Below are 14,733 nucleotides of genomic sequence, written 5' to 3'. Positions count from 1 at the left end.
CTTTTTAAAACAATAATTACTTAGCTGATTCTATTCACCTGCTGTTACAGTTAAACACTTGTTTATCTTGCGTGTGCGTGTGACTACGGTTGGTGCAAGAAATGAGTTATCATATTCCAAATAGCTTTCCAGCCAAGTATCATTCCCCAAAATCCGCTAACAAATAGACCAAGTACTGATTTAAGGAAGATAACTCCCCTGTAATTTATCTCGACATTTGATTCGACTTTGGCATAGATAACACCATCCTCAATTTTGTTTTTCAAATTTTTCATTTTTTGTTCTTCTTCTCTAATCCTTCTTTCTTCTTGCACTTTCCAGCCCCAAGGAACAAATCCCAAAATAATCGAAATTGGAAGGTAGAATGGCCAGTTATATATGTAGCCAAGAGAAGCATATATGATGAAAAAGATTAGCCCCAAACCAGTACGCCAAACCAAACACCAAATAATAAATAAACTGTTGATAATAGCCTTACGGATAACTATACTTCGATTTTGATGATATGACATTTGAAGGTGGCTCCCGATAGCTAATATTTAATTTCTATTTATGGTGATTGCATACCTTAAGATTAAACTTAAGGCTAGTTTGAATTATCATCTTGATAGTTGGAAATTATAAAATACATAATAAATTCAATTACTTATTGAACCACACCAAATAAGGTTAAATTTACCAAACTATCATAACAATGTTTGTACTTAGCCAGGTATAGTTACTGTTGCTAAAATTGATATTTACTGTTTTACCGATTAAATCTTCACTGATTTTAAATCTAAGCAAAGTTTTGATAATTTTTTTAATAAGTTTGAAATTGAGGTATAGGTTAAAAAAAATAAAAATGATTAAGATTTGACTCTTAACCATTTGATGATATATTTGTAAGATGATGGGATATACCTGTGTTTGATTTACATGGTTAAGGCGTATGCCATTAGTTGTGGTTTTTCTTGTTGCGCCCCTTAGTAGCTGATTGCACCTTAAACCGTACCTGTTTCCCAATAGTTATCTCAGCAACATCGCTAATATCTTTACCAGATTTATAGGCTTCAAGAATTGCCTTATTATTAGCTTGGTACTTAATAACTCTAAATTCATCAGGAAAATCTTGATCATCTACCTCTACTAGTAAGTTAGCGACTTTGGGCGGATTATCCCTGATTTCAATTACCCTTTCTTTACCAATATTTTTGTCACTGATTAATCCAATCTCGTGCAGATGGATCAGGGTACGCTTGATTTGTTCAAGTTGAGTTTTACGACGTGAAATTACCCGATCGTGGAGTTCGGCTACTCGTGCTTTTCTTTCTTCCCAGGTTTCAAGGTCAAGATTTAACTGGTCTACTACCCAGGCGATCGCATCAATTTTGGTTTCGATACCATCTTGAACACCTATAAGTTCTTGTACGAGTTGTTCTACTTTACCTTCTTCGCCTAACTCGCTTGCTTCTTCTATCTGTGACCAGAGTTTAGCAGCATCTAAGCTTAACTCTTTGAGCGTGAGTTGATTGATTTCGCGTTCAATTGCTTGAGTCATGATTTACTTTTTGATATGAAAAGCCAGTAGCAGTTACCTAGTTACCTGCTACTGCTTGTTGACTAGGAAGAGTTGATGCTTGAAGGGAGATTGAATCTAGTACCCGTACCGCAAGTGATAGTAATCTGACTTTTCTTGTGCTAATCCCGCTTCGTAGTCGTAGTAATCCGCCTCGCTTATTAAGGTGCTTATTTGTTGAATTTGCTGGGCAGAGGTTACTAATTTTTTGTTAGCTTTTAGATTATAATTAGTAGTAGTTTTCATGTCTATACAACTTCAATTTTTCAATGAAGTTATTGCGTCAGCAAATGTTGTGATATTGACTTAGAAAGATAATATTTCTTTTTTACCTTTCTCATAACTATCTACTATTGATTTATCTTTAACTACTGGCTTTTCTACCACAAAGATAGTTGTCCTGGTGATATGTTTCCCCGTCGTCGCGTATGGAACAGCAGATGACAAGCCGTGCATAAAGCCGCGAGATTCTCGACTCGATTATCTTCGGGCAGATAATTCCAGTGGTGAACTACTAAAGTTTTAATACTGCGTTCTCTACGATTTAACCCATCTCTTTTATCAGTTGGGCGTAAGCATTGTATACCACAGCGTGTGCATTTCCAGTCGGATTTTGATTTGACCTCAAGTGCGATAGTATCCCAGTTTGAAGAATAGCGACTGCGGGTTTTGCTAGTCATTAATCAGTCCTTTTGGGTTACACAAAAATAATTTTGATTATATCGTTAATGTTTATCATAATATACTTAATTTTTTATATTCAGTTTGGTTTATAAATTTATTTGCTTAGTTAAGGGACTCTTAACTTTTAAAAAAGAATAGATATGCACTGATTATTGTAATTGAATAACGCAAGTTACGCCAAAAAATAAAATATAAGTCTTTGATATTGGTATGGATTTCTAGCGGAGCAAGCTAATGATTGACGCACACAAAGTACCTATTACTCTTGCGGTTGCCCCTTTGATGAATTTGATTTAATTTGATGCAATATTATTGTTTTTATATTGAGTATTTAAGCAGAAAGTTTTTCGGAAAAATTCACCCGCGACATAACTTGTGCGCGTATTGAATTAGCAGCTGTCTCTGCAATTTCTGCTCTATCAGAATCAGTAAGCAGTACTGCAAGTAGCGATTTGAGTGCTTCGCGGTTAGATATAAACTCTTCACCGTATAAATCATCTTGCAGCAGGGTGGCTTCTAAGTAAGGTAATAGCTCAGGCTCAGGAGATAGCAACCGTTCTTTTATGCGTCTTCTTGCAGTCTCCGTTGCCGCTTTTGTACCTACACCTAAATCCCATGTTTCAATTATTAGCCTGATTTCACGGTTAAGTGATACACGCAGCGTTGATAGGCGACCAAATAAAGGAAGGTTAAGCATTAAAGGTGGTAGTGCATTACCCCAATCCAAACCAGCACCAATAGTGCAATTGGCTTCATCTTCGATACGAACAGCTTCATCGAGCCATCCTTCACCAAAAAGTAAATCTATAGCTTCTTGGGTTGTTACTGGCTCATTCACCTGAGAATTATTACTTTGCTGTTGATGATTCATAAATTTTCACCTGATTTTCGTCTCAATACACCATACTCAAAGTAAACCAAATTATCGTATTCTTCTTCAGTCCCGCAGTTAAACATATTTTGTTTTTCGTAAAATCCTACAGACCTTGGTAAAGAATGCAACCCAACTCTACCTTCATACCCTAGCTCAACACTTCTAATTCTGGCGAAATTTAACAGTGCTTGACCAACACCTTTGAATTGAGGCGGACGCTGAATTTCAATTCGGTTAGTGGGGGCAGTTGCAATACCATCAACATAAACTAGTCTCTTACCAATATTCAACCGGGAACCGTGCATTTGTGTTTCTATTATCATTAATCCTTGAGTTTTGTTTTCGCACTCAACTGCATAACCTTCAAGATTTGCTTGATTAGCAATATATCTTAATTTAAATATCCAGTCCCAGTATTTATCTTCTTGAGTAAATAACCTTAACTTTTCGACCCAATCATTGACATAATCATCAACATTTTTTTGTCCTAAATCTACCAGATAGGCTTCAACAGATGTGTTATCGCTACCTCTTTTTAATGAAATTTTTCGCTGCACCTAAAGCTCCTAATTGTCAACTGATTATTAAAGCTTGTGACTGCTATTTGACTGGTAGATAAAAGAGTAAATGTGAATGCGTATATCAATAGCTTTATGCCAACCAGCAAGCACAGCATCATCTGAAATGTCTCCAAGAACTACCAAACTATCTTCTTTATCCACATAGTAAGGTAAAGGTTCAGCACTCAACCAACCATAAGCAATGGCTTCTTGGTCTCGCTCAAAAATTGAAACTTCTAAACTTTGCTCATATCTTGAGTAGTAGTAAGGTAAATAGCAAGCTGGATATTCTCTTAAAGATTCGCGATTAACTGTGAATGATTGCCAACGTAGTCGCTCACCCTTAATTTCTTTTGGATTAGCTTCTAGCCAATCATAAAGTTTTTTAGCTTGCCTCAATGCGTGGTCTTTGCCTTCAAAAACAACGCTGGGAAGAAAAATATCGCCGTCAAAATGTACCGCAACTTCAAATAAATCTTCATCCTCATCTTCGTCTTCTGCTTCTGTTACCTCAATGATTCCAGCCTTATATAGTTCGCTCATTTCCCTGCATTGCTTCGTCAGATATACCCCTACATTATTAAAATTTTAGCTTTCAGTTACAAAATAATCAGAACGCTCTGTTGGTTCTAATCCCTTACCTGGAGGGAAGTTTTGTTTGTGTAACGAGCGAGCACCGTAGTGTTAGCGCAGATCGGCAGTCTGATTTTGGAGGTTTTCTCGTGGAGGAACTGCCGTGCATGGTTTCCTACTCCAGTCCCCACAATGGAGGTTCCCCCGGCAAGTGGTTGGCTCGGCTTGAGCCGACTGGCGTGCGGTTTCTAACCGCATTTTTAAGGTTGAGTTGACACCAATAAGCTACCGTTGCATCCAAACGAGAACTGCTATAGTTTCTGCTTTTTAAAACGCCCTTAAAAATTTTGCGTCATTTTTTAATACTGCCCTGTTAAGCAAGTGAACACCTTCAAACCTTGAAACTCAGGCAGCTGAATTATGGCTAATATGTCTCCAGCCTCTAAGCGTCGCAAGAGACACCAACTACTACAAATGTATGGAAACCATTGTTGCTGGTGTGGTAAGCAAATGACCAAATCGGAAAGAACCATTGAACACTTGGTTCCCAAGAGCCTGGGTGGATCTAATAGTCTCTCGAATTTGCGTTTGGCTTGTTTCAGTTGCAATAATTCTCGTGGTAACAGTCTGTTACCTCCACGGTTAAGAAATCTTTTTGATCTGGCAAATAAAACTTCCTAAGAACAACCATCCAGTTGAATTTTGTGAAAAGATGCCCCCGAAAATTATTAGATATCGTTATAGGTGTAAGCTTCTAGCCAAATGCCATAATAGCGATCGCAAAAACCGCCTATTAAAAAAGTGGCATGGATGATCTAGAGCAACAGTTGATCGGTCTAATTACGCAGATACGTCAACACGTACCTAAGAGCCGACAATGGCGATTGGCCATGAATCGATTACTACTTGAAATCCAGCAATTTCCAGGATTACGCAAATCCTCTCATCCTGATTATCCAGAAGCTCTAAACCTTACATTCAAGTGGATTAGCAATAATATTTCTGAATTTGAGCCTAATTCTGACTCGGTTGCAGAAAGTTTGGTGAGATGGGTTAACAGTTACCTTCGCTGGCGGATTCAAGATTTATACTCTCCAGATAAAAATGCTCCACTCAGCTTAGATGCTCCCATAGCCTCAGATTTTGGGGAAATAACTCTGCTGGATAAATTACCCAATTCTACTTTGAGTGGTTTGGATAGTCTAATTGAAAATTCTCAGCGAGAAAATAACCAACGAATTGGTCTTCAATTAGAGCATTATATTGAGCAAGATCCCGAAGAAAAGCTCAAAAATAGTTATCCTCGTTCTTGTGTTGAGTGTAATTGCCAATTCCTCAGCCAACGATTAGTACTCAAAGAACCACCTGACAAAGTTGCAGATATAGCGCGAGACTTGAGCATTCCTTACACAACTGTTAATTCGCATTGGAACAGAAATTGCAAACCGATGCTGAAAAAAATTGCTGAAAATTTGGGATATAAACAGGAGCAATCGTTATGAGTAGCACAACTTCCCCTTTATTAATGGTTCCGCTAGATTTAGAAATTCATTCTAGAGCCAGACATTTAGCGGCTCAACAAAGCACAGTAGAAAAAGGTAAGCGAGTTTATTTGAATGCGTTAGCAGTTTACGCAGTTCATAGTTATTTAAAATGGTTGCAAATACCAACAAACTTTCAGGAATCAGATTGTTGGAATCCAGTAAAAGCAGCTTTATCGAATGCAGCTGATTTGGTAATTCCAAATGTGGGAACTTTAGAATGCCGTCCAGTTTTACCCCAAGAAACTGTCATATTATTACCAGGCACTAGCGAAAATCGGATTGGTTATGTAGCTATACAGTTTCAGGAAAGCCTAGATTCAGTACAACTATTGGGATTTGCACCTGCCTTTGATGAAGTAAATCCGCCTGCACAGTTAGAAGTGTCACAACTCCAACCTATTGATGCTTTGATTGAGCAAATCACTCGTCTTGAAGAAGCGATCGCTTTTCTACAAACTGATGACTCAGTGGCAGTAAAAGTACGTTCTGTATTAGACAATAAACCTTTATCAGAGATTGTGGCAAAATTTGAGCTTCTTTACCGGACTGGCGATGAATTTGAGTGGCGGTACGCCGGAGGGGAAATATTAGCTGGAGATACTCTTGCTGTTGGTGCTACCCGTGAAATAACCCAGCAAGATGATAGCGAATTACAAGATTTAGCCGAAATGCTATTGGAGAAATTAGCCCAAATTTGGGGAAATGTTGCGTAGTTTTTGGGGCAGGGAATGATGTATATAATCACCCAAAACATTTAATTGTCATGGCGAAAGGCTTCGGTTCTCAGAAATCACCAGATTTTACTCAACGCCAAAAAGCTTATTTCAGACTGATTAAACAGCTACTCAACTGTGCTCATGGCAGAGAAATGAAGATTCTCAGGAAACACGCATACTTGGTTGATGCTGGGTTCGTAGAAACTTTGGAAATGGTAGCTCAAATCCGGTTTAATCAAGGAGATATTCGTTCTGCTTACTTTTTGAGAAATTTAGCCCATTGGCTAGTTGAAGAACTGGAATTATATAGAGATGAGCCTTCAGCAACAGCCAATTTTATTAGACCTCCAGCTTTCTTAGATGAAATCTTGTGGGCGATGGCTACGCCCGCCGCAGGCATCGCACAAAATAAAAGCAACCCACAAGCCGTTTACAGCCTACTTCAAGCTAACTTAGATCAACTCAATGATAATTTTTATGAACAGTTTTGTAGTTGGATAAACTTAACGCTTATTAGCAGCGAGTCAAAAAAAGAACAATTATCACTAGGATTATTCCTGATAGATTTCTGTACGTTGCTTTGGCAGTTTCCCTTGGGGAACAGGGCAATTAACCTGGAAATTGTAATTACAGGTTTAGAAGCAGTTGCCAAGATTTTTATTCCTGATGTTGTCCCACAAATTTGGGCTAATATCCAATTAAATTTAGCACCAGCCTACCGTAATCGAATACGAGGAAATCGCGCCGATAATCAAGAAAAGGCAATTGCTGCTTGTAATAATGCACTACTTATCTACACCCGTGACAGTTTTCTCCAACAATGGGCAACACTACAAAATAATCTCGGCCTTGTCTATACAGACAGAATTACAGGAGACAAAGCTGAAAACATAGAAAAGTCAATTGCCTGCTATGAAACTGCTTTAAAATTTGTTAACCGCGCTCAACTTTCTGAACTTTGGGGTAGCCTTCAAAATAATTTGGGGAATGCCTACCTTGTTAGAATTCAAGGCGACGAAGCACAGAATTTAGAAAAGGCGATCGCTTGCTATCAAGTAGCACTACAAGTACGTACCCGTTCCACATCACCCTATTATTGGGCTAGTAGTCAATTTACCCTTGGTACTGCCTATACTCGAAGGATTCTAGGCAATAAACAACAAAATTTAGAAAAGGCAATTTCAGCATATATTAATGCCCTAGAAGTTTACACTATTTCTGTTTATCCTGAACGATGGGCAAGAGCAAAAAGCAATCTGGGGAATGCCTATTATGAAGCCAGTCAATTTACTGAGGCACTTGACTGTCTCCACGCTGCTTTGCAAGTGTTCACTCCTACCGATTACCCCAGAGATTGCATACAAACCGGATTAATTTTAGGTAAAACAGCCTTGGCTGCTGGCATGAAAACAGAAGCTTTTGCAGGTTATGCCGTTGCCATTGAAGCTGTTGATCAAAGCCGACTTTGGGCAGGTATTTCTCATAAACAAGAAATTCCAGAAGAGATACTTGCCTACACAAATATGGTGGTATTTTGCATTACTAATGGGCAACGAGATAAAGCCAGGGAGTATGCCGAACGTTCTGGTTATCAACACCTTTTAAATCTTTTAGATAGTAAGGAAATTCAACAAATTTCCTTAAATTCGCAATTTCTTGAACAGGTATTACAAGCAACAAGCGAAAGCAATGGTGACTCACAAGCTGTATATCAAATACTAGAAAATAACCTGAATCAATTAGACGAACAATTTGTTCATTACTTGCAAAGGCTTGAGGATGTTTGCAAAGAGATGACATCAGGGCAAGCCATTCAACTTGCTGCAACTACTTTAAGTTTTAGCAATTTAATTCGGGAGTTTCCCCAAGGCGATACAGCAATTAACTTAAGAATTGCTGCTACAGGTTATGAGGTAGCGGCTAGTGTTTTTACTAAGAAAGATTTTCCTGAACAATGGGAACAGATTGAAGATGCGAGCCGCGAACTATTTCAGATTCAGCTATTTGAAGCAGTTTTCAAGAACCTAGACAATCCTAAAGCTGTTGTATATCCATTACTGGAAGCAAATAAACACAAACTTGATGAACGCTTTGCGACTGTATTGCGTTTGAAGACAGAAGCTATGCTGTCTGAAGCACCGCCAGAATATGCACAAGACCTTGCTGCAAGCCTTGTAGGTTTGAGCCTTCTGATTAAAGAATTTCGACACGGTAATGAGGCGAATAATTTAGAGATTGCCATTACAGGGTATGAACTTGCTTCTAAAGTATTGACTTACGAAGATTCACCAGAAGCATGGTGTCTGTGTCAAAGTATGCTGGGCAATGCTTACCACCGTCGAATCAAGGGTGAGCAAGCAGAAAACCTGGAACAATCACTTTCTTACTTACACAATGCTTTGCAAGTGTGTAACTGTGAACAGTTTCCCGAACTCTGGGCAACAATTCAAAATAGTTTGGTTATTGCTTATGGTTTTAGGATTCGTGGCGATCAGGTGGAAAATGCGGAACTAGCAATCCAGGCTGGTGAAGCTGCGATGCGGGTTTTCACACGCGATCAAGATCCTGAACAATGGGCGCAAGTACAAAACAATCTAGGCATTGTTTACCGCGATGCCTGCGACGGGCAAAGCCAACGCATTCTCGGTGACAAGGCTGAGAATTTAGAAAAAGCGATCGCTTGTTATCAAAATGCTCTTTCCATTCGTACTCGTGAAGACTTCCCGGAACTTTGGGCGCAAACTCAATTCAACATTGGCTCTGCTTATCGTCAGAGACTCAGAGGTGATGCAGCAGAAAATGTGGAAATGGCGATCGCTGCTAATCAATCTGCTTTACAAGTCTACACAAAAGCAGCCTTCCCCCAAGGTTGGGCAGAAGTACACATGAATTTAGCTAATGCCTATCTTCACCGAATTCATGGGGATAGGCGCGAAAATTTAGAAAAGGCGATCGCTGCTCATCAATCAGCTTTACAAGTCTTAACCAAAGAAGAATTTCCGCGACAGTGGGCTATGGCTCAGATGAATTTAGGAAATGTCTTCTTAGAACAAGAGCAAATAGAAGCAGCGATTAGCTGTTATCGTTCAGCTTTAAAAATCTTCACTCCCACCGCTTTCCCTAATGAATGCCTAAAAGTAGGACAAACCCTGGGAAACACTGCTTTTATAATTGGTGATTGGGCTGAAGCGATTAGGGGCTATAGTGTGGCAATTGAAGCTGTAGAAACCAGTCGCACTTGGGCAAGTTCAGAATCACGCCGTCAAGAAATCTTAGCTGATTCTCTCCATGTTTATGAAAATATGGTGCAAGCTTGTATTAATAATAAACAACTGAATAAAGCTATTGAATATGTCGAACGTTCTCGCTCAAAACGACTCGTAGATTTAATGGCAAGTAATGACCTTTATTCAGATGGTGAAATTCCTGCTGAAATTCAACAGTATTTACAAGATTTTGAAGCTATACAACGGCAAATTGATAATGAACTAAGACACTATAATAATAGCAATAACTTTGATGGTAGTAAACTCGGTAAAAGCCCACAGAACCGTGCTGCTATCGAAGCTCATAACAAAATAATTGCAGATTTGGAAGCTGACAAACAGCAAATTTGGGAACAAATGCGCCGTCTAGATCCTGTCCTGGCTGGTCAAATTCAAGTAAGCCCTATGAATTTATCATCCATACAGCAGTTAATTGACCTACCCACCACAGCTATTCTGAGCTTTTATACTACCTCGAATGACACTCATATCTTTATCATCCGGCAGAGTCAAATTACTTTGCACACTTGCACTGACTTAGGATTTGAGACTTTACAAGAATCGATTTTAACTCACTGGTTAGGGCAATATGTTCATCACAAAGATACCTGGAAAGAGCAATTTAGTTTTTTAATAGCAGAACTAGCTGAAGTCTTAAAGTTAAATGATTTAATTGCACAACATCTGAAAAATATTGATGAATTGATTCTTATTCCTCATCTGGCATTACATCAAATTCCTTTTGCAGCTTTACCAATTGGAGAAAATCAATATTTGGGAGATAAATTTCTCATTCGTTATGTTCCTAGCTGCCAAATTTTAGAATTTTGTCACAACCGCCCCACAGTAAGTAATATTATGAATTACGGTATTGTTGAAGATGCTACTGAAGATTTACCCTACGCTAGTTGGGAAGGAGAACAACTAGCAAATTTATATAATATTCCCAATAATCAACGTTTAAAAGGTAGTCAAGAAGCTAGTGTCAGCAACTATCGTCAACTGATACAAAAAGTCCAAATAATTCATTCTAGTCATCATGCGCGCTCGCGGCTCGATAATCCTCTAGAATCCGCATTATTTTTAGGAGATGGCTGTATTACATTAAGTCAGTTATTAACTCCAAGTTGGCGCAATCCTCAGTTAGAAGATGTATTTCTATCTTGCTGTGAAACTGGTTTAAGTGTGACTGAAATAACTGACGATATTCTCACTTTTTCAACAGCTTTCCTTTGTGCTGGTGCTAAAAGTGTTATCAGTACACTCTGGGCAGTAAATGACTTGGCAACAGCACTCTTTTCAGTATTTTACTATCAATCCCGACATCAGGGAAACAAGCGACTGCAATCAATCAGACAAGCTCAATTTGAACTGCGTACCCTTACTGGTGAAACTCTTACTACTATTTACAAACCTAAGTTAAGTTATTTTTTGACACAGAAACTCAAGGAAACTGACACGCTGCGTAAAAAAATTCAAAAAGAACGGGATAGTCATCCACATAGTTCCCTATTATATGAACAATGCAATGAAGAATACAAAAAATACGACAAAATCGGAAAATTGATTTATCAAGCAAAAAAAGATTTAGAACTTTTTTGTCGAGAATCTAAACCTTTCTCTCATCCTTATTATTGGGCAGCTTTCACCTGTTCCGGGTTAAATTGATAACTGCAATCTCTGAAGTATTCAGTCTAAATTCAAAAATTATTAAAATTAATAAAAATTCTAACTTGCCGGATGATATAATCCCGTATCCTGATTAAATTCCCACCCTAACCCTGCTCTATCCTTGCCTTTGCACCATCCCACAAAAAGCGGTGGTGGTAGATTAATTCGCTGCTCGCGTATAGTTTCTATACTTACACCAAGTCTTGCAGCTAAACCTTCTTCCGTTAGCGGTTGGATTCGAGGAGTTTGCCCTTGATAATATGAATTGTTGTTGTACGATTTCTTCTGCCGTTTCGGTTGGTTGTTGAGATAATTTTGAATTTTAATAATCGCCTCAGCAAATTGTTTCATTTGGGTTGTTATCTCTTCAGTTTTTTGTTCTAAAGAGTCCAGGCGTTTATCTTCATTACCAGCAATTGCATCAAGGTCATCTAGAGAACCATCTAGGTATAGCTCAATAAAACGGGTGAGCGTCGCTGTTGCCGTCGTGCCTTTCGAGTTGCAACGGGCGATAAACTGCTCCCACATCTTTTGGTCACAGTTGAAAGATGCTAGCTTCTTTGTTCTCCCTGTATTGCTCATATCTAGGTAATGTCTAGGTAATGTCTAGGTAAACTAGTCTGCGGACAGGAACAACTGAGCGTGTTTCCATCTTGATAACTACCTTGACACTATCATGATGAGCGTATGAGTGCGATGGCCTAACCGCCCATCGGAGGCGATGCCTTCTGGTGTACATTAAAGAATTATTTGTCAGTTTTAAGGAATTAATGTCCAGTCACTCGATTTTTTGAGTTCTTTGGAATGAGAGCCATGCTCTAGTTCGGTAAATTCCAGTTTTAAAGAATTAGTGTCATTTTTCACCCACAGTAGTAAAATCATGACCTAACGGGTGCTGAAACAGTGGTTTGGGCATCCTCAATTTGCTCAATCAAGATTTTGTGGTCTTGTTGAGTGGGAGCCGTCAACTGCATACCTACGGGTGTCACCTCAAACAGATTATTTTGTTCACCTTGGCTAACTTTCTTTTCTAGCATTGTTGCTTTTAAGTATCACAAACGTGCAACTTCCGCTTAAAACGGCATTTAATTATTTAAGCTGAGAGGAGCCACTTTTTCAAGAAAAGGCATTTAATTATTTAAATTTTCAGAAGTCAGTTTTTAGAGAAAAGGCATTTAACTATTTAAAAGTCTCCAAAGAATATAAAAGCCCTAAAAAGGCCAAAATACTTACTGTATAAGCTTTTTAGCCTCTAAAACAGCAAGACATTAATTCCTTAAAATTGACAAATAATTCTTTAATGGACATCTGGAGTGGCTTCCCCATAGGGGTAGGGTACACCTACGTTTTTTATTACCTATGTTTGCTTTTTCTACGCAGTGCGTGAGAAGTCCCAACACGCCCGACATGGTGAATGTACTTTGCAGTTGTCGCCGGGGAAGCGTGGCCCAAATCTGCTTGCAAGTCAAAATCAGAAGCTCCATTTTTCTTAGCCAGCGTTGCGTGAGTGTGGCGGAGAAAGTGGGCGCTGAACTTAATTCCCGCACAAGTAGAAATTTCCTCCATCATCAGTCGCAACCCGCGATCGCTTAAAGGTTTACCCCTATCCCGCCGACTGGGACTAGGAAACACCGGCTGATCGTTGCTGGCATCCCCACGGTAATCCAGTAGCACCGCACTAGTCTCTGGATCGAGACTAATGGTTCTAGTTTTATTTCGTTTCCCCGTCACAGTTAACAACAGACAGTCCCCATCCTCCCGAAACTGCCGCCAAAATAACCCCGGCGTAATTACGCGCTTACCATAATCAGAAGTTTGCCGGGCAATTTCTCCCGCCCTCACCCCACTGTAAAACATGAGAGTAAACAGCAGCCAGTGCATCTTATTAGTGTTGTGTTGCAAGTCTACTTCAATCGCCGCTTTTTCCAACTTAGCAATCTCGCGTTCCGAGAGAATCCGCTCTGCGAGCTTATCATCCCACTGTATGCTTAAGTCCTTGCCCAAGTCGATAGCAAAATAACCAATAGAAGCTCTAGTACCCCACTCCCACAAACTTTTAATCGCTGCCGTGTACTTAGCCGCAGTATTTTTACTAATTCCATAAGTATTTTTCTTTCCCCGTACTGGCTTTTCATCCTTGAGCCAAGCCAGATAAGCGTGTAGATGGAATAAAGTTACCATCCTCAAATCAGATATCCCAAACCGCGACTGCATATAATCGACAAGCTCATAACCAATTTGCCGATATGCCCGTCGCGTTTGGTCGCTTTTGATAGTGACAGAATGCACCCATAGCTCAATTAGCTGCTGTGTGGAATTAATTTTCTGGCGGTTGGGAAAATAATAATCCACAAGCGCAACACGAGCTTCATCAAGCGGTAGAGTCACCACCTCCACAGCAAGTGATTCCACGCTTTTGACGGGTAAATTTTCCATAATAAAATTCCCCAACCCCCACTGATAATTATGATGCCGAGAACTGTAATTCCCGGTATCTTTATGATAATTCTTTCCCAAGCACCACAAAATTACTCATCAAAAATAATCTATATCGTATATCCGCGGATATCCCGTATGCGATGATGGTATTAGCCGTGTTGGGATACGTGATGGTGGATTATCCACAGATAAATATAAAACTTCTGTCTGAAGAAGACCGGGAGTTGGTGAAGCAGGCCAAGCAGCGTGCTGAGGAGTTGCGCCTCACTTTTAAGGAGTTTGTGCTGAATTGTATTAAACAAGCACTTGTGGAAGAGAGTCCGGATGATGCAGATAATGCAACTGCTGCCGAAATTGAAGCTTTGAAAGCTCAAATCGCCGCCCTGGAAGAGAAGGTGAATATTCCTTCTGCAACCAAAACGGAAGTGAATACCCTCCAAGAGCGGTTAAATCAATTGCGGGTGGGGATTTCAAATGAAATTAAGAAGGATAGGGAGCAACTTGCTTCTTTAACGTTGGCGATCTCCCGACTTGAAAGCCAAATTGAACAGCTAATACCTTCCTTAAATCTTCAGGTGGATGGCGAAGGTGATGCCGACAGTGATAGCGACTGGATTTTTGGGGAAGGCTCCGCCGCTGAACTACCGTTAACCTAAGCAAGAGCTACCTGTCGCCAATCCAATCAGCTAGTATCTTTCGCATAGTTAGATAGGTCGTAAGATAGTCTAATTTACGCTAGACTTTTCCTGGGACACCAAACCATAAAGTTCATTCCTGCCCTGAATCAGCGCACCATTCAACAATTCCCTGACGTACCCATTCATTGGCAGTGGCATTCGTTAAGCTGC

General features: G+C 39.6%; 15 protein-coding genes. 5 read left to right on the top strand and 10 right to left on the bottom strand.

Annotation, left to right across the window (positions count from 1 at the left end; all coding sequences use genetic code 11):
* Positions 1–83: 83 nt before the first annotated feature.
* From H6G14_RS15790 to H6G14_RS15765, 6 genes are all read right to left on the bottom strand, one after another.
* On the bottom strand, positions 84–512 hold the full coding sequence (locus H6G14_RS15790; RefSeq protein ID WP_190568300.1) for a hypothetical protein: 429 nt from the start codon (positions 510–512) through the stop codon (positions 84–86).
* Positions 513–937: 425 nt separating this feature from the next.
* Positions 938–1,540 (bottom strand): siphovirus Gp157 family protein, encoded by a 603-nt coding sequence (locus H6G14_RS15785; RefSeq protein ID WP_190568299.1) that lies wholly within the window; start codon positions 1,538–1,540, stop codon positions 938–940.
* 398 nt (positions 1,541–1,938) lie between these two features.
* Positions 1,939–2,238 carry an HNH endonuclease gene (locus H6G14_RS15780; protein WP_071524687.1) on the bottom strand — a complete coding sequence of 100 codons (300 nt, stop codon included), beginning with the start codon at positions 2,236–2,238 and terminating at the stop codon, positions 1,939–1,941.
* Positions 2,239–2,573: 335 nt separating this feature from the next.
* Entirely contained in the window at positions 2,574–3,113 is a 540-nt protein-coding gene (locus H6G14_RS15775) for a hypothetical protein (protein ID WP_190568298.1), read from the bottom strand.
* Positions 3,110–3,673, bottom strand: coding sequence for a GNAT family N-acetyltransferase (locus tag H6G14_RS15770; RefSeq protein WP_190568297.1), 564 nt, complete (start codon positions 3,671–3,673; stop codon positions 3,110–3,112). Before H6G14_RS15770 ends, H6G14_RS15775 begins: the two co-directional genes overlap by 4 nt.
* A gap of 27 nt (positions 3,674–3,700) precedes the next feature.
* Positions 3,701–4,219 carry a hypothetical protein gene (locus H6G14_RS15765; protein WP_190568296.1) on the bottom strand — a complete coding sequence of 173 codons (519 nt, stop codon included), beginning with the start codon at positions 4,217–4,219 and terminating at the stop codon, positions 3,701–3,703.
* Between the two features lie 450 nt (positions 4,220–4,669).
* Here H6G14_RS15765 and H6G14_RS15760 point away from each other — a divergent pair, with 450 nt between their 5' ends.
* The 4 genes from H6G14_RS15760 to H6G14_RS15745 all read left to right on the top strand — a co-directional run bounded on the left by H6G14_RS15760 (position 4,670) and on the right by H6G14_RS15745 (position 11,443).
* A complete protein-coding gene (locus H6G14_RS15760) occupies positions 4,670–4,930 on the top strand; it encodes an HNH endonuclease (RefSeq protein ID WP_185569292.1) in 261 nt (86 codons plus the stop codon).
* 125 nt (positions 4,931–5,055) lie between these two features.
* Complete coding sequence (locus tag H6G14_RS15755) at positions 5,056–5,751, top strand: hypothetical protein (RefSeq protein WP_190568295.1); 696 nt, start codon at positions 5,056–5,058, stop codon at positions 5,749–5,751.
* Positions 5,748–6,506, top strand: coding sequence for a DUF1822 family protein (locus H6G14_RS15750; protein ID WP_190568294.1), 759 nt, complete (start codon positions 5,748–5,750; stop codon positions 6,504–6,506). The genes H6G14_RS15755 and H6G14_RS15750 overlap by 4 nt, the downstream gene beginning before the upstream one ends.
* Before the next feature lie 50 nt (positions 6,507–6,556).
* The gene (locus tag H6G14_RS15745) at positions 6,557–11,443 is read left to right on the top strand and encodes a CHAT domain-containing protein (RefSeq protein WP_190568293.1); all 4,887 of its coding nucleotides are present in this window, start codon (positions 6,557–6,559) and stop codon (positions 11,441–11,443) included.
* Between the two features lie 60 nt (positions 11,444–11,503).
* On the opposite strand, the gene H6G14_RS15740 is transcribed toward H6G14_RS15745, so the two are convergent.
* The 4 genes from H6G14_RS15740 to H6G14_RS15730 all read right to left on the bottom strand — a co-directional run bounded on the left by H6G14_RS15740 (position 11,504) and on the right by H6G14_RS15730 (position 13,882).
* Positions 11,504–11,974, bottom strand: a complete 471-nt coding sequence (locus H6G14_RS15740; protein ID WP_242053454.1) for a hypothetical protein — start codon at positions 11,972–11,974, stop codon at positions 11,504–11,506.
* 231 nt (positions 11,975–12,205) lie between these two features.
* Entirely contained in the window at positions 12,206–12,328 is a 123-nt protein-coding gene (locus tag H6G14_RS34030) for a hypothetical protein (protein WP_277884317.1), read from the bottom strand.
* Complete coding sequence (locus tag H6G14_RS15735) at positions 12,325–12,483, bottom strand: hypothetical protein (protein WP_190568307.1); 159 nt, start codon at positions 12,481–12,483, stop codon at positions 12,325–12,327. The genes H6G14_RS34030 and H6G14_RS15735 overlap by 4 nt, the downstream gene beginning before the upstream one ends.
* Positions 12,484–12,799: 316 nt before the next feature.
* On the bottom strand, positions 12,800–13,882 hold the full coding sequence (locus H6G14_RS15730; protein WP_190568291.1) for a tyrosine-type recombinase/integrase: 1,083 nt from the start codon (positions 13,880–13,882) through the stop codon (positions 12,800–12,802).
* 176 nt (positions 13,883–14,058) lie between these two features.
* Between H6G14_RS15730 and H6G14_RS15725 the strand changes: the two genes are divergently transcribed.
* Positions 14,059–14,541: a hypothetical protein gene (locus H6G14_RS15725; protein WP_190568306.1), complete on the top strand. Its 483-nt coding sequence runs from the start codon at positions 14,059–14,061 to the stop codon at positions 14,539–14,541.
* The last annotated feature ends 192 nt before the right edge of the window (positions 14,542–14,733 follow it).

The sequence above is a fragment of the Nostoc parmelioides FACHB-3921 genome, assembly GCF_014696625.1.
Taxonomy (GTDB): Bacteria; Cyanobacteriota; Cyanobacteriia; order Cyanobacteriales; family Nostocaceae; genus Trichormus; species Trichormus parmelioides.
The sequence above is the reverse complement of the archived record's forward strand: the minus strand, read 5'-3'. Positions and strand labels throughout refer to the sequence as shown.